Genomic DNA, 14,978 nt, shown 5'->3' with positions numbered 1-14,978 from the left:
AGCTCAGGCGCCGGCGACGGCCGCGCGCTCGTCGCGCTCGCGCTGCACTTCGCGCCGCTTGGTGACAATCGATGCGCAGATAACGCCGACCGCGACGATGGCGATCAGGATCGTGCAGATCGCGTTGATCTCGGGCGTCACCCCAAGGCGCACCTGGCTATAGATCTTCATCGGCAGTGTGGTTGCGCCGGGGCCGGAGGTGAAGCTTGCAATCACGAGGTCGTCGAGCGACAGCGTGAAAGCCAGGATCCAGCCCGAAAACACTGCCGGCGAGATGATCGGCAGCGTGATCTCGAAGAAGGTCCGCACCGGCGGCGCACCCAGATCCTGGGCGGCTTCCTCAATGGACTGGTCGAAGCTTAAGAGCCGTGACTGCACGACAACGGCGACGAAGCACATGGTCAGCGTCGTATGCGCCAGCGTGATCGTCCAGAAGCCGCGGTCGAAGCCGATCGCCACGAAGAGCAGCAGCAGCGACAGACCGGTGATGACTTCCGGCATGACGAGCGGCGCATAGACCATTCCCGAAAAGAGCATGCGGCCGCGGAAGCGGCTATAGCGCACCAGCGTCAGCGCCGCCATCGTGCCGAGGATGGTCGCGAAGGTGGCCGACAGCAGACCGACGCGGATCGTCACCCAGGCGGCGTCGAGCAGGGCCTGGTTCGAGAGCAGCGAGACATACCATTTGGTGGAGAAGCCACCCCAGACGGTGACGAGCTTCGATTCGTTGAAGGAAAAGACCACCAGCAGCACGATCGGCAGATAGAGGAAGGCAAAGCCGAGCACGACGGAGATGATGTTGAAACGGGTCCATCTCAGCATGGCTTACTTCCCCCGCTCTTCGGCCTTGGCCTGGACATTCTGGAAGAAAACGATCGGGATCACCAGGATCATCAGCAGGATGGTTGCGACCGCCGAGGAGACCGGCCAGTCTCTGTTCGCGTTGAATTCGTTCCAGAGCGTCTTGCCGATCATCAGCGTCTGCGAACCGCCGAGAAGATCGGGAATGACGAACTCGCCGACGGCAGGGATGAAGACCAGCATGCAGCCGGCAACCACACCGGGGATCGACAGTGGGAAGGTGACGCGCCAGAAGGCCTGGATCGGCGTGCAGCCGAGATCCTGCGCTGCCTCGATCAGCGTGCCGTCCATCTTTTCGAGCGCCGAATAGAGCGGCAGCACCATGAAGGGCAGATAGGAATAGACGATGCCGATATAGACGGCGGTGGTGGTGTTGAGGATGATCAATGGGCTGTCGATCACATGCAGCGACAGGAGAAGCTGGTTCAGCAGCCCTTCTGGCTTCAGGATAGCGATCCAGGCGTAAACGCGGATCAGGAAGCTCGTCCAGAACGGCAGGATGACGAGCATCAAAAGCGTCGGCCGGATGCGGCGCGGGGCCTGAGCCATGCCATAGGCGATCGGATAGGCGATCAGCAGCATCAGCAAGGTCGAGATCGCCGCGATGATGACGCTCGAGAGATAAGCGTTGAAATAGAGCGGATCGTCGGTGAGATAGCCGTAATTGTCGAAGGAAAAGGTCGCGACCTTGCTCCAGAAACCACTCCAGCCATCGGCAAAGGAGAAGACCGGCTCATAGGGCGGGATGGCGATTGCCGTCGTCGACAGGGAAATACGGAAGACGATGAAGAACGGCGCCAGAAAGAAGAGCAGCAGCCAAGCATAGGGGATGATGATGACGAGACGGTTGTAAAGACGAGATGCGAAAGTTTCCATAACCTCAGTCCTTCAGCAGCACGCCGCCATTCTCGTCGAACGAAACCCAGACCTCCTGATCATAGGTGAAAGGGTCTTCGACGGAACGCTGCGCGTTGAGGGAAGAGGCTCTGACGAATTTGCCGCCCGGCAGCTTAATGTGGAAGACGGTCATGTCGCCGAGATAGGCGATATCCCAGATCTCGCCCTTGGCGGCATTGACCGAGGCGTTCGCGGGGGCCGTGCGCGTCACGCGAATCTTTTCCGGGCGGATAGCAAAACCGACGGTGCTGCCGGTCGCCGGCGCCTCCGTGGCGGCAGTCCGGATCGTCAGGCCGCTTTCGACTGATATCTCGACCGCCCCGCTTCCTGACGTCGTCACCTTGCCGTCGAAGATATTCACGTCGCCGATGAAGTCCGCGACGAAGCGGCAATTCGGCGCCTCGTAGATTTCGCCCGGCGTTGCCACCTGCACGACCTGGCCGTGGCTCATGACCGCGATGCGGTCGGCCATGGTCATCGCCTCTTCCTGATCATGGGTGACCACAACGAAGGTGAGGCCGAGCGTCTGCTGCAGGTCCATCAGTTCGAACTGGGTTTCCTCGCGCAGCTTCTTGTCGAGCGCGCCGAGCGGTTCATCGAGCAGCAGCACTTTCGGGCGTTTGGCGAGCGAGCGGGCGAGCGCGACGCGCTGGCGCTGACCGCCGGAGAGCTGGTTCGGTTTGCGTGAGGCAAACTGCTCCAGCTTTACGAGCTTCAGCATCTGCGTCACGCGCTCGACCATTTCGTCCTTCCGCATGCCGTCCTGCTTGAGGCCGAAGGCGATATTCCTCTCGACGGTCATATGCGGAAAAAGCGCGTAGGACTGGAACATCATATTGACCGGCCGCTTGTAGGGCGGCGTGCCGGCGAGATCGGTGCCATCGAGGATGATTTCGCCCGAGCTCGGCTGCTCGAAGCCGGCGAGCATGCGCAGAAGCGTCGACTTGCCGCAGCCGGAGGCGCCGAGCAGCGCGAAGAACTCGCGATGATAAATGTTCAGCGACAGATCATCGACGGCGGTGAAATTGCCGAAGCGCTTGGTGACATTCTTGAAGGCTATGAAAGGTTTTGCAGAAGGATCGGTCCAGGGTGCGAAGGCGCGGCGGATATTGCCCAAAGATTTCATCATATTCCTCGAGAATAAGTTTTCAGCCGGCCTCCACCCCGGGCCGGTAATTGAAAGGCCCGGACGTTTCCGTCCGGGCCTGGCATCGACTTACTGGCCGGTCACGACCTTCGTCCAGATCCGTGTGGCCGTGCGCTGCGTCTTCGGATCCCACGGCTTGACCGTAAAGAGGTTCTTCATCACCTCGTCGGTCGGATAGACGGCCGGATCTTCCAGCACTTCCTTGCTGACGAACTGCTGCGAGGCCTTGTTGCCGTTGGCATAGAAGGTGTGGTCGCTCGCCTTGGCGATGACCTCGGGCTTCATCAGGTAGTTCAGGAATTCGTGCGCCTCGGCCACATGCTTGGCATCGGCGGGGATTGCCATCATGTCGAACCACATCTGGGCGCCCTGCACGGGGATCGAATAGTTGACCTCGACGCCGTTCTTGGCCTCGGCCGCGCGGTCGCGGGCCTGCAGCATGTCGCCGGAATAGCCGAAGGCGATGCAGATATCGCCATTGGCAAGGGCGTTGATATATTCGGAGGAGTGGAACTTGCGGATATAAGGGCGCACCGCCGTCAGCAATTCCTCGACCTTCTTGAAATCTTCGGGCTTGGTCGAGTTCGGATCGAGGCCGAGATAACGCAGCGCCGTGGTCATCACGTCCTTCGGCGTGTCGAGCACGTAGATGCCGCAATCCTTGAACTTCTCGGCCACCTTCGGGTCGAAGATCACTTCGAGACCTGGCTTGGCATCAGGCCCGAGGATTTCTGCGACCTTCTTGACGTTATAGCCGATCCCGTCGGTGCCCCACATGTAGTCGACAGCGTATTCGTTGCCCGGATCGTAGGCAGCGGTGCGCTCCTGGATCACATCCCACATGTTGGAAAGGTTCGGCAGCTTGGATTTGTCGAGTTTCTGGAAGACGCCCGCCTGGATCTGACGCTGCAGGAAGTCGGCCGTGGGAACGACGACGTCATAACCGGTGCCGCCGGCAAGCAGCTTGGTTTCGACAGTCTCATTGGAATCGAAAGTGTCGTAGACGACCTTGATGCCGGTTTCCTTGGTGAAATCGGCAAGGATGCTGTCGTCGATATAATCCGACCAGTTGTAGACGTTGACGACGCGCTCCTGCGCAACGGCCGGCGCGGCGGCAATGAGCGCGGCGATGGCTGCGGCCGTCACGGTTGCGATGGTTGACCTCATGATTTCTCCTGTTTGTTCGAAGAGCCCGCATCCCGCGAACATCTTTTCCCTCTGGTTTTGTCCGCAGACTAAGAAGGAATTTCTAAGCCCACAAGCGCAAAAACTGCGCCTTCAATCATTTCACAATCACTGGAAGTCGAAGGCGCTGAGACCCGCCACCATCTCGTCGAGCCCGAGCGGCCGCGTTACCGGCGGCTCGGCGCGGGAAAGGCAGCCGCGCCGCTCGCAGAGACGACAGGCCGCGCCGATTGCAACCGGATCGAGCGCCGCCGCCTGCCCGTAGACCACGCCGTCTGCAAGAGCGGCATCGCAGCCGACCAGGATCGCGGTGCGTCTGATTCTTTCGCCGAATTCGACGCTCGGCCCCTCCAGGGTGCGCGCGACCGTCAGGAAGGACGCGCCATCCGGCATGACCACCGTCTCGGCAAGAATCTGGCCCGGCTGCAGGAAGGCGGCGTGGATATTGAGCTTCGGACAGCCGCCGCCGAAACGGGCCTGCGGAAAGCCTTGGGCGCCAGCTCGCCGCAGCCGATGGCCGGCCGCATCGATCTCGATCAGGAAGAAGGGGATTGCTGCCGCGCCAGGTCGCTGCAGCATCGTCAGACGCGTTGCCGCATGGCCGAAGGAGACGCCGAAACGCGCCCGAAGAATATCGATGTCGTAACGCGTCGCCTTGGCCGCCGAAAGGAAGGCTTCATAGGGCATGGCCAGCGCCAGTGCCGCAATGCGGGCAAGCTCGAAGCGGGCGATGCGGCGCGCCTCGGCGGAGGAAAGTTGGAGATCGTCGAGCTCGGCATCGATGGCCGGCAGCAAAGCAAGGGTCGCTGCCTCGACCGCTATCTCGTGCGCACGATCGGCCGGCGACAGGCGTTCCGAAATGAAAAGCCGCATCGAATGGCGATCGAAACGGCGGCGCAGATCCGGCATGACGTGCACGGGTAAGACGCGCACCGCAATGCCGCGTTCGGCGCGCAGCCAGTCCTTCAGTCCCGCCGCAAGGTCGAGGCCGCCGGGCACCGTCGCAGCAAAGGCTTCCGCCGCTGCCTCGATCCGTCCGAAATAGCCGGATCGGCGCTCCAGCGCCTCGCGCAACTCGTCCAGCGGCAGTCGGCCGGCGGCAACGGGCGCATGCCCCTCGGCCGCCATCAGCACTGTCAGATCGGATAGCCGCGCGGCCTGTTCGCGGTAGGCACGATAAAGCTTGATCATGCCGCTTGCGGCATTCGGCGCCGCTTCAGCCACCTCCACCAGTTCCTGGTCACCGGGCAGTTCGCCTGATAGCAGCGGGTCGGCGAAGACCTCCTTCAGCTGACCGAGACTGCCGCCGGTCTGTCCCCGCAACTCCTCCAGATCGAGCCGGTAGACGGCCGCAAGCTTCAGGAGCAGCTGAACCGTCAACGGCCGCTGGTTGCGTTCGATCAGGTTCAGGTAGGAAGGCGAAATCTCCAGCGCCTCGGCCATGGCGGTCTGCGTCAGCGCCAGCGCATTGCGAATGCGCCGCAGTTTAGGGCCTGCGAAGATCTTCCGTTCCGCCATGTCACACCTTTGACAAAGAACAGGGGCGCTTAATTTACAAAATTTTACAACTTCACAGCGCCCCTCTGTCAATCCTCGTCATCTTAACCTCTTTCCGGCCTGCAAATCAAAGGTTTTTCTGGCCAGAACGGCGCAAATTGTCAATCTTGTCATTCATTCACGCAATGATGATTTTCAGTGAGGAAAGCCCGAATGACCGATTTTTACAAGCTTGTCCGAAATGCACCAGCAGGCCGCTTCGACGGTATCGAACGGCCCTATTCGGCCGCTGACGTGCAGCGGCTGAGAGGCTCGGTGGCGCTCAGCCATACGCTCGCCGAGATGGGGGCGGACCGGTTGTGGCGGCTCATCCACCAGGAGGACTTTGTCAATGCGCTCGGCGCGCTCTCCGGCAACCAGGCGATGCAGATGGTGCGCGCCGGGCTGAAGGCGATCTATCTCTCCGGCTGGCAGGTGGCGGCCGACGCCAATACCGCATCCGCGATGTATCCCGACCAGTCGCTTTATCCCGCCAATGCCGGGCCGGAACTCGCCAAGCGCATCAACCGCACGCTGCAGCGCGCCGATCAGATCGAGACCGCAGAGGGCAACGGCCTTTCCGTCGAGACCTGGTTTGCACCGATCGTCGCCGATGCGGAAGCCGGTTTCGGAGGACCGCTCAACGCCTTCGAGATCATGAAGGCCTATATCGAGGCGGGTGCGGCAGGCGTCCATTTCGAGGATCAACTCGCTTCGGAGAAGAAATGCGGCCATCTCGGCGGCAAGGTGCTGATTCCGACGGCCGCCCATATCCGCAATCTCGACGCCGCCCGGCTTGCTGCCGACGTCATGGGCGTGGCGACCCTGGTCATCGCCCGCACCGATGCGGAAGCAGCAAAACTGCTGACGTCTGATATCGATGAGCGCGACCAGCCCTTCGTCGACTATGATGCCGGGCGCACAGTCGAAGGCTTCTATCAGGTCAGAAACGGCATCGAGCCCTGCATCGCCCGTGCCGTCGCCTATGCGCCGCATTGCGACCTGATCTGGTGCGAGACCTCGAAGCCGGATCTGGAGCAGGCTCGCCGTTTTGCCGAGGGTGTGCACAGGGTCCATCCGGGCAAGCTGCTTGCCTATAATTGCTCGCCATCGTTCAACTGGAAGAAGAACCTCGACGAGGCGACGATCGCCAAGTTCCAGCGCGAGCTCGGCGCGATGGGCTACAAATTTCAGTTCATCACGCTCGCCGGCTTCCACCAGCTGAACTATGGCATGTACGAGCTGGCGCGCGGCTACAAGCAGCGGCAGATGTCGGCCTATTCCGAACTGCAGCAGGCCGAATTCGCCGCGGAAGTGAACGGCTATACCGCCACCAAACATCAACGCGAGGTCGGCACCGGCTATTTCGACGCCGTGTCGCTCGCCATCACCGGCGGCCGGTCTTCGACCACGGCGATGCACGATTCAACCGAACATGCGCAGTTCAAACCGGCTGCGGAATGACCCGAAGAGGAGGATAGATCATGGCATCCATCGCACGCGTCCGCGAACGGGCCGAAGAGCAGGCATCGAGCATGAGCGAGGATCAGCAGACGACGATCCGCATGCTCGCCAATGACCTGCATCGGCTGAACCAATCCGTCATGAAGGCCGTCGAGGCCGGCGTTTCTGTCGAACTGGTGCGCTCGGCCCGTCACCACGGCGGCGACGGCAACTGGGGCGACCTGTTGATCCCGGTCGTCGTCACCAATCGGCACTGACGAAATAGGCGGCAGCCCGGGCACGTCGCTCGGTTTGCGCTCGATCACAGCGTCCGCGCCGCGAAAGAATGCGCGGACGTCTTATAGTCTTTCAGTATTCCCGCCTTCGGTATCAGCCGCGGCTCGGACGCTTGCCGGCGAAAAGGTCGGCATAGCTTCTAACGAGCTTCGTCATGCGGTCGGCGACCGTGCGGATCTCCGGGCGATGGCGATCCTCGGCATTCATGACGATCCATTGACGATGACGCAATTCCGGCAATTCGCCGCCTTGGCGCTGCAATTCGGGATGGAGATCGCCGACGAAACAGGGAAGCACCGTCTTGCCGGCGCCGGCGCGCACCAGATCCGGCAGCGAGCGCGGCCGGTTGACGGTGGCGACGATATCAGCCGCGGCATGGGAATGCGGCCAGCGCAGATAGGCCGAGATCGCCTCCTCCTCGCCGACGGCAATCCAGCGCTCGTCGGTCTCGACTGCGTTTCGCCTGACATAGACGGCGTATGCCACCTCTCCAAGCTGTCGGGCGGCCAGATTGGGTTCCTCCGGCTCGAAAGCGCGAATGCCGATGTCGCTCTCGCGATAGGCAAGGCTTGCCCGCGCCTCGCCGATGGTGAGCGCAATGGCGAAGGCATCGCCCGGCATGCGGATGGCAGCGAAATTCTCCGTCAGAAGCCAGGCGACCCAGGTGCCTGCAGTGATCCTGACTGTCGTGCCGCCCTCCCCGGACTGCCGCCAGGCTTCGACCTTGCGGGCGGCGGCCTCCATTTCCTGAAGGTGATCGAGCAGCGCCTGGCCATCCCGCGTCAGCCGATAACCTGTCTGGCTGCGGGAAAACAGGGTGCGGCCGACCTCCTGTTCGAGATCGAGCATGCGTCGGCCGATGGTCGCGGGGCTAAGACCGCTTGCGGAACTCGCCCCCGTCAGGCCGCCGAGCCGGGCCACCTGCAGGAAAAGCTGATAGGAATCCCAATTCGCGTTTTTCATCAGTGAAAAACATAGCGTGGATTTCCCTGTTTATGAAGAGAAATTCGATGCTTAAATCAAGAGATGTCTTTGAGTAGGAAAGGACATCCCATGATCGACATGATCACCATCGCAGGCGTGCATGGATTTCGCCACCATCGCCCGCCGAGCAACAGCAAGGCGGATGAGGATCGATTCTATGACGAGTTCGGAGACAAGGGCACCATTCGCTTCGCCGCCTGGCTGACCTCGCTCGACCTCATCATCAGGCGCGTGGTGTCAAAGCGCCGCAAAGCTGCAGCGCAGTCTTGCGGCAGTCGCTGCCGGGTTCCTCAGGCGACTTTCCTTACGCCGAGGTGAGCGGCCGCGGGCTCGGCGCCAATACGGAAGCGTTCGATCAGCGCCATCAGCGTATCGGCCTCGCCGGCGAGCAGACGGCTTGCCTGCGTGGTCTCGGCAACCATCGACGCGTTCTTCTGGGTCATCTGGTCCATAGCGTTGACGGAGCCGTTGACCTCCTGCAGCGCGGCCGACTGATCGCGGCTGGCAGTGGCGATGGTCTCGACATGGCCGCTGATCGCGATGATCTCCTGGCTGATCGAGGCAAGAACGCCGCCGGTCTTCTGGACGAGTTCCGAGCCTGCCGTCACTTCCCGGCTCGACGTTTCGATCAACGACTTGATCTCGCGCGCCGCATCGGCCGAACGCTGGGCGAGTTCGCGGACTTCCTGGGCGACGACGGCAAAGCCTTTGCCCGCCTCGCCGGCCCGCGCCGCTTCGATGCCGGCATTCAGCGCCAGAAGGTTGGTCTGGAAGGCGATATCGTCGATCACCTCGATGATCTGCTCGATACGCTTCGAGGCCCCTTCGATACGCTCCATGGCGGCGACGGCATCGCCAACCACGGTGCCGGAATTGTCGGCCGTCTTCTTGGTCGCGGCCACGACGCTGTTGGCTTCGCGGGCACGCTCGGCGGAGGAGCGAACTGTCACTGTGATCTCCTCAACCGCTGCGGCGGTCTCCTCCAGGCTCGCCGCCTGCGCCTCGGTGCGCTTCGAAAGCTCGCCGGCGGAGGCCGAAACGGCGCTGCTGTTGCGCTGGATCGTCGAGGCGCTGTCGCGAATGCCGGAGAGCGTATCCTGAAGCCGCAGCAGCGACGCGTTGAAATCGACGCGCAGTTGTTCCAGCCGGCCGATAAAGGGCGTGCCGATCGTTTGCGAGACATCGCCCTGGGACAGGCGTCCGAGGCCGGCCGCAAGCTGGCTGACGGCAAAATCGATCTGGCTGTCGAGCGAGCGCTTGTCGGCATCGTTGCGGGCGCGTTCCGCGTCGCTCAAGGCGCGCTGTTCGACTGCTTCGGTTTCCAGATCGCGCCTGGCGCGGGCGCTGTCGCGGAAAAGGGCCAGGGCTCGGCCGATATCCCCGAACTCGTTCTTCTTCTCAAGACAAGGGATCGTCTCTTCGAGATCGCCCGAGGAGATCGAGTGGACGCTGGCGGTCAGCGCCTGCAAAGGCTTTACCGACAGGCGGATCGCATAAAAGGCGAGAACACCGACGAGCAGCATGACGATGGCGCCGATGCCGAGAATCAGGATCTGCAGCTCATTCATGCGTTGGTAATAGAATTCCATCGGAATGCCGATGAAGAGAATACCGACATTGGCATTTGATGCGTTCTTGATCGGGAAATAGCCGGTCATGAACTTGCGGCCGAATAGCTCGGCCGGGCCGTAATAGGCCTCACCCCTGGCAAGAACCGGCTGGGCCGGGTGCTCGGCTGCGAGCTTTGTGCCGACGGCGCGCTCGCCGTTTTCTTTCTTGACGTTCGTGGAGATGCGGACGTAGTCGCTGCCCTGCTTCTGGAAAATGGTCGCTACGCCGGCGATCGACTGCGCGGTGCGATCGACAAGCGAATGATCGGCAAGGGCCGGAACCGCATCCTCGGTGACGGCGGAGAGCTGATTGTCCTTCACTGCAATCTTCGCCGCCGGATCAGCCGCGCCGTAAAGGACAGCCATGGCGCGGGCGGCATCCCTGGCGTCGGAGACGGCCCCGTCCATCACATAACGGCTGAGATTGTGATAGGTTGCGCCGACAATGGCGGCCGTGCTGATCGCCAGCAGAAAGAGCGTGATCGCAACGATCTGTCGCACGATAGACGTAGAAAAAAGGCGCAGCATCGTAACCCCCGGCCGGCATGACAAATGCTAAATTAAGCCAAAAGCGTTAAGGAAAAATTTTCCGTAAATCAGAGCGGCGGGAAGCGCGATTCTGCACACAAAAGAAAACGGCCCCGGGAAGAGCCGGGGCCGTTTGGATGAGAAGGATCGCGATCAGGCGGCGCGATAGACCTCGGCTTCGGCCGCCTCGCCGTGGATCTTGAACTGCTGGATCAGACGGCGCAGCGCGTCAGCCTCGTCGGCCAGTTCGCGGCTGGCGGCCGTCGTCTCCTCGACCATGGCGGCGTTCTTCTGCGTCATCTGGTCCATCTGATTGACCGTCGAGTTGACGCTCTGCAGCGCGTTGGACTGGTCGTGGCTGGCGCGGGCGATCATCTCGACATGCTGGCTGATCGTGACGATCTGGGCGCTGATCTTCGCAAGCACGGTGCCGGTTTCCTGGACGAATTGCGAGCCGGAGCTGACCTCGCTGGTCGACTTGTTGATCAGGCCCTTGATCTCCTGCGCAGCCGCCGCGGAGCGCTGGGCAAGTTCGCGGACTTCCATGGCGACGACGGCGAAGCCCTTGCCGGCCTCGCCGGCGCGGGCCGCCTCGATGCCGGCGTTGAGCGCCAGCAAATTGGTCTGGAAGGCGATCTCGTCGATGACGCCGATGATCTGCTCGATCTGACGCGAGGCCTCCTCGATGCGGCCCATGGCGTCAATCGCATTGCTGACGACGACCGCGGAGTCGTCGGCGCTGCGCTTGGCCTGGCGGACGATCTGGTCCGCGTCCTTGGCGCGTTCGGCCGACGAACGGACCGTGACGGTGATCTGATCGACGGCTGCGGCGGTCTCTTCGAGCGAGGCAGCCTGCTGTTCCGTGCGCTTGGAGAGATCCTCGGCCGAGTGGGCCATCTGGTTGCCGTTGCCCTGGATCAATTCGACGTTGTCGCGGATCTGGCTCATTGTTGCCTGCAGGCGCAGCATCGAACCGTTGAAATCCTGACGAAGTTGTTCGAGTCGGCCGATGAAGGGGGTATCGATCGTCGTCGAGATATCGCCCTGGGACATGCGCTCGAGGCCGGCCGCAAGTGCGTTGACCGCGAACTCGATCTGACGGTCCATCTCGCGCTTTTCGGCATCGTTGCGCTGGCGCTCGTGCTCGGCGGCAGCGCGCTCCTCGTCGCTCTGTTCCTCGATGCGGATCTTCGAGATGGCATTTTCCTTGAAGATGCCGAGCGCCCGGGCCATGTCGCCGATTTCGTCATAGCGCTGCTCGCCCGATATGCTGGTATCCAGGGCTCCGTCGGCAATCCGGCGCATGGCGGCGGTGATCTGGCTGATCGGGCGCTGCAGCGTCAGCACCAGGGCGATGCCGCCGAGGATCGACAGAAGAATGCCGAGGCCAGTGGTCATGACGGAGATGCTGTTTGCCTGGGTGCGCTCGGTTCCGGCCGTCTGCTTCTGCAGTTCGGCGAAATCAGTGAGCTTCCTCCAGATCCCGTCGAGTTCCTGGCGCGCTGCGGCATAGGCCGTCACGCGCTCGCCGATCGTATCGACAATCTTCGAACCGCCGCCCGATATGACGTCAAGCGCCGGCTTGATCGCGTCCGATATGCCTTCGGCAAAGCCCATTCCCTTGGCGCTGGTGGCCAGCACCTCCATGTCCTTGCCGAGCGTGCCGGTCTGCTGCTGCAGACGGACCAGATTGTCCTTGCTTGAATTGGCGAGGAAATCGGAAAGGACGATCTGCAGCGCATAGACCGAATTTTCCAGGCGCCGCGTATCCTGAAGAACGGAATTGGTCTGGCCAATGCGGCCCTCGAGTTCAGCAAAACTCTGTGTCGCCTGACGCATCATTTGCGTCGCGGTCAACTGTGTATAAGTCGAGGTCTGACGGAAGCGCGAAATGAGGCGGCCGAGTTCGGTGATGTTCTCGTCGGTCGGGCTGGGCATCTGGGCGATCGCCTTAATGCCGTCGATGGTCGCTGCCAGCGCGTCGATGACATTCTTCTGATTGGCCGGAACCGAAATGGCGATCAAGCGCTGCGACTTAATGATCGCGGGCATCTGTTCGTTGATGAAGGCGATCTTTTCCTCAGGCGTCTGCGGCTTGGCGTAGCCGCTGGCCACGGTGCCGAAGAAATCGCCGCCCTTCAATAGGCGGTCGGCCGTGCGCAGCGTTATGGTGGCAGCGCCTTCATCGCGCTGGAGCGCGGTCTGCAATTCCTCGGCCTGATAGGAGACCGTGAAACGGGTGCTGATCAGGCTCTTCTGCGCCGTGTCGATCTGCTCATGCAGCGCCTGTTCCTGCTCGTGCAACGCCCAGAGCTTGTCGACGACGCCCGAAATCTCCTTGGTGCGGCTCGAAGCTTCCGCGAGGCTGTCCCGGCCGGCAGCCTGTTCACCGACCTGGTCGAGCGTCTGATCGAGCACGCCTTGCTGCATCTTCAGATCCGACAGCAGCTTGTCGCGCGCCTCGGGGCTGGTGACGCGCAGGAAATCATCCATCGAACCGTAAAGATCCTTGAACCCGCTCAGCGACTGCAGCACGCTGTTGGATATTTCCATGCGGCCCTGGAGAAGCCCGGATGCGTAAAGACCAGTCAAGCCCACCGCCGAAATGGTGACGACAAAGGGCAGAACGAAGATCAAAACCTTGGTCTTGATCCTGAAACGGGAAAGAATCTTGTCAATCAACATGGCGTTCCGGGCCTTTCATACACTACTCCTCCCGCCGGCAGCCATAAGGCGCGCCAGCCGAGTGCACATCGAATTATTCTATTTCCATCGGGGGACCTGGAGGCCAGGCGGCAGTCATTGCCGGTTCATGTCCAAGCAGAGTTGGAAACGCCCAAATAATCGCGGGCAATAGTGTCAGATTAGATATTAATTTTCAGATAAGCGGTAATGGTGACTTAAGCCAAGGCGGTGAAATAATTGCAAATTATGCACCGCGCGGACGCAGTGTCGCGATCGGAGGCCGGCAAGTTTGCTTTCAGATGGGCGGGCAGGATCAGATGAGGTTGGCTAGCAGCAGCGCCAGGCTGGCGGCGGTCGCGCCGGCTGCGAGCATCAGGTATCGCAGGGTGGCGATGCGGGCGTCGGGTTTTGCCTGGGCGATTGCGATGGCGCGGGCGCGTCGTGCGTTTCTGTTCATGCTCGAAACCTCACTCTTATGACACAACAGTCCAACAAAAAGGCCTGCCGGTAAAGCTTAATTTGGGAAAAGCTTTCAGAGCCGGCAATTGAGACAGGATGGCGCACCTCTCTTAAGAAGTCTTGAATCGTTATTGCGGATATTTCTAAGCAGATTCGCCGGCGGCAAAGCCGGAAGCCCAGGCCCATTGGAAATTATAGCCGCCGAGCCAGCCGGTGACGTCAACACATTCACCGACGAAATAAAGGCCGGGAACGGTCTTTGCTTCCATGCTGCGGGAATCGAGGCCCGCGGTGTCGATGCCGCCGAGCGTCACCTCGGCAGTGCGATATCCTTCCGAGCCGGATGGTTTGATGATCCAGTTCTGGGCGCAGGCGGCCAGCCGCTGCAGGGCCTTGTCCGGCAGGTCGGCCATATTACCGGCGATCTTTTCCCGCTCGACGAGAAACTGGGCCAGCCGCTTCGGCAGGATATCGCCGAGAGCTGTCTGGGCCGACTGGCGGCCATTAAGCCGCTTCGCCTTCTTCAAATGCGCCGATATGTCGACATCCGGTTCGACTGCAACGACGATTTCATCGCCCTCCCGCCAGTAGGAGGAAATCTGCAGGATGGCGGGGCCGCTTAAACCCCGGTGGGTAAACAGCAGCGCTTCACGGAAGGCAGTGCGGCCGTGGCGGATTTCGGCGGGGGCAGAGATGCCGGCAAGCGGCGCAATGCTTGCAAGCATGCCTGGATCCAGCGTCAGCGGCACGAGAGCCGGGCGGGTTTCGAGCACGGTGAGGCCGAACTGTTCGGCAAGGCGATAGGCAAAGCCGGTGGCACCCATCTTCGGGATCGATTTGCCGCCGGTCGCCACGATGAGAGAGGATGCCTCGAAGACGCCTTCGCCCGTGGAGACGCGGAAGCCTGCCTCCCTCCTCTCGACGCCGGATACTTCGGTGCCGAGATGCAGGCCCGCGCCGACCGCGCGCATCTCGTCCAGCAGCATACGAATGATGTCCTTGGCGTTATCGTCGCAGAACAACTGACCGAGCGTCTTTTCATGCCATGCAATGCCATGCCGATCGACCATGGCGATGAAATCGGCGGGCGTGAAACGGGCAAGCGCCGACTTGCAGAAATGCGGATTGGCGGAAAGGAAATTCCTCGGTCCGGCATGGATATTGGTGAAATTGCAGCGGCCGCCGCCTGATATGCGGATCTTCTCGCCAGGCGCCTTCGCATGGTCGATGACCACGACCGAGCGGCCGCGTTTGCCCGCGCGAATGGCCGCCATCATGCCGGCGGCTCCGGCGCCGATGACGATGACGTCGCTTTTGTGCTGCAAACCTTTTTCCCCGATCCAACC

Annotated in this window: 13 protein-coding genes; 3 read left to right on the top strand and 10 right to left on the bottom strand. The window is 61.5% G+C overall.

Annotated features, from left to right (window positions below; all coding sequences use genetic code 11):
* Positions 1-3 precede the first annotated feature (3 nt).
* From NMA58_RS01910 to NMA58_RS01890, 5 genes are all read right to left on the bottom strand, one after another.
* Positions 4-822, bottom strand: coding sequence for an ABC transporter permease (locus tag NMA58_RS01910; RefSeq protein WP_434712094.1), 819 nt, complete (start codon positions 820-822; stop codon positions 4-6).
* A 3-nt stretch (positions 823-825) separates the two neighbouring features.
* Complete coding sequence (locus NMA58_RS01905; protein WP_221113106.1) at positions 826-1,737, bottom strand: ABC transporter permease subunit; 912 nt, start codon at positions 1,735-1,737, stop codon at positions 826-828.
* A gap of 4 nt (positions 1,738-1,741) precedes the next feature.
* Entirely contained in the window at positions 1,742-2,884 is a 1,143-nt protein-coding gene (locus NMA58_RS01900) for an ABC transporter ATP-binding protein (RefSeq protein ID WP_434712093.1), read from the bottom strand.
* Positions 2,885-2,974: 90 nt separating this feature from the next.
* Positions 2,975-4,072, bottom strand: a complete 1,098-nt coding sequence (locus NMA58_RS01895; RefSeq protein ID WP_434712092.1) for a polyamine ABC transporter substrate-binding protein — start codon at positions 4,070-4,072, stop codon at positions 2,975-2,977.
* 126 nt (positions 4,073-4,198) lie between these two features.
* The gene (locus NMA58_RS01890; protein WP_434712091.1) at positions 4,199-5,608 is read right to left on the bottom strand and encodes a helix-turn-helix domain-containing protein; all 1,410 of its coding nucleotides are present in this window, start codon (positions 5,606-5,608) and stop codon (positions 4,199-4,201) included.
* 192 nt (positions 5,609-5,800) lie between these two features.
* On the opposite strand from NMA58_RS01890, the gene aceA reads away from it, so the two are divergent.
* Both aceA and NMA58_RS01880 read left to right on the top strand, forming a co-directional pair.
* On the top strand, positions 5,801-7,090 hold the full coding sequence (gene aceA / locus NMA58_RS01885) for an isocitrate lyase (protein WP_434712090.1): 1,290 nt from the start codon (positions 5,801-5,803) through the stop codon (positions 7,088-7,090).
* Positions 7,091-7,110: 20 nt separating this feature from the next.
* Positions 7,111-7,347, top strand: coding sequence for an SMc00767 family acetate metabolism repressor (locus tag NMA58_RS01880; RefSeq protein ID WP_064800722.1), 237 nt, complete (start codon positions 7,111-7,113; stop codon positions 7,345-7,347).
* 112 nt (positions 7,348-7,459) lie between these two features.
* Here NMA58_RS01880 and NMA58_RS01875 read toward each other — a convergent pair whose 3' ends face one another.
* Positions 7,460-8,329: a LysR family transcriptional regulator gene (locus NMA58_RS01875; RefSeq protein WP_097600355.1), complete on the bottom strand. Its 870-nt coding sequence runs from the start codon at positions 8,327-8,329 to the stop codon at positions 7,460-7,462.
* A gap of 90 nt (positions 8,330-8,419) precedes the next feature.
* Here NMA58_RS01875 and NMA58_RS01870 point away from each other — a divergent pair, with 90 nt between their 5' ends.
* Entirely contained in the window at positions 8,420-8,668 is a 249-nt protein-coding gene (locus NMA58_RS01870; RefSeq protein WP_430956993.1) for a hypothetical protein, read from the top strand.
* On the opposite strand, the gene NMA58_RS01865 is transcribed toward NMA58_RS01870, so the two are convergent.
* The 4 genes from NMA58_RS01865 to NMA58_RS01850 all read right to left on the bottom strand — a co-directional run bounded on the left by NMA58_RS01865 (position 8,641) and on the right by NMA58_RS01850 (position 14,957).
* The gene (locus tag NMA58_RS01865; protein ID WP_434712089.1) at positions 8,641-10,488 is read right to left on the bottom strand and encodes a methyl-accepting chemotaxis protein; all 1,848 of its coding nucleotides are present in this window, start codon (positions 10,486-10,488) and stop codon (positions 8,641-8,643) included. The genes NMA58_RS01870 and NMA58_RS01865 overlap by 28 nt on opposite strands.
* Positions 10,489-10,641: 153 nt before the next feature.
* The gene (locus NMA58_RS01860; protein ID WP_434712088.1) at positions 10,642-13,173 is read right to left on the bottom strand and encodes a methyl-accepting chemotaxis protein; all 2,532 of its coding nucleotides are present in this window, start codon (positions 13,171-13,173) and stop codon (positions 10,642-10,644) included.
* Between the two features lie 313 nt (positions 13,174-13,486).
* On the bottom strand, positions 13,487-13,630 hold the full coding sequence (locus NMA58_RS01855) for a hypothetical protein (RefSeq protein ID WP_176536335.1): 144 nt from the start codon (positions 13,628-13,630) through the stop codon (positions 13,487-13,489).
* Between the two features lie 145 nt (positions 13,631-13,775).
* Positions 13,776-14,957, bottom strand: coding sequence for an NAD(P)/FAD-dependent oxidoreductase (locus NMA58_RS01850; RefSeq protein WP_434712087.1), 1,182 nt, complete (start codon positions 14,955-14,957; stop codon positions 13,776-13,778).
* Positions 14,958-14,978 lie beyond the last annotated feature (21 nt).

It is taken from the genome of Rhizobium sp. YTUHZ045, from assembly GCF_051124255.1.
Lineage (GTDB): Bacteria > Pseudomonadota > Alphaproteobacteria > Rhizobiales > Rhizobiaceae > Rhizobium.
This window is presented reverse-complemented; position numbering and strand designations above follow the sequence as displayed.

What these genes read in the sequence shown, in the direction of transcription:
- NMA58_RS01910 (WP_434712094.1), bottom strand. Translation starts at nt 822, where the DNA reads ATGCTGAGATGGACCCGTTTCAACATCATCTCCGTCGTGCTCGGCTTT.
- NMA58_RS01905 (WP_221113106.1), bottom strand. Translation starts at nt 1,737, where the DNA reads ATGGAAACTTTCGCATCTCGTCTTTACAACCGTCTCGTCATCATCATC.
- NMA58_RS01900 (WP_434712093.1), bottom strand. Translation starts at nt 2,884, where the DNA reads ATGAAATCTTTGGGCAATATCCGCCGCGCCTTCGCACCCTGGACCGAT.
- NMA58_RS01895 (WP_434712092.1), bottom strand. Translation starts at nt 4,072, where the DNA reads ATGAGGTCAACCATCGCAACCGTGACGGCCGCAGCCATCGCCGCGCTC.
- NMA58_RS01890 (WP_434712091.1), bottom strand. Translation starts at nt 5,608, where the DNA reads ATGGCGGAACGGAAGATCTTCGCAGGCCCTAAACTGCGGCGCATTCGC.
- aceA (WP_434712090.1), top strand. Translation starts at nt 5,801, where the DNA reads ATGACCGATTTTTACAAGCTTGTCCGAAATGCACCAGCAGGCCGCTTC.
- NMA58_RS01880 (WP_064800722.1), top strand. Translation starts at nt 7,111, where the DNA reads ATGGCATCCATCGCACGCGTCCGCGAACGGGCCGAAGAGCAGGCATCG.
- NMA58_RS01875 (WP_097600355.1), bottom strand. Translation starts at nt 8,329, where the DNA reads ATGAAAAACGCGAATTGGGATTCCTATCAGCTTTTCCTGCAGGTGGCC.
- NMA58_RS01870 (WP_430956993.1), top strand. Translation starts at nt 8,420, where the DNA reads ATGATCGACATGATCACCATCGCAGGCGTGCATGGATTTCGCCACCAT.
- NMA58_RS01865 (WP_434712089.1), bottom strand. Translation starts at nt 10,488, where the DNA reads ATGCTGCGCCTTTTTTCTACGTCTATCGTGCGACAGATCGTTGCGATC.
- NMA58_RS01860 (WP_434712088.1), bottom strand. Translation starts at nt 13,173, where the DNA reads ATGTTGATTGACAAGATTCTTTCCCGTTTCAGGATCAAGACCAAGGTT.
- NMA58_RS01855 (WP_176536335.1), bottom strand. Translation starts at nt 13,630, where the DNA reads ATGAACAGAAACGCACGACGCGCCCGCGCCATCGCAATCGCCCAGGCA.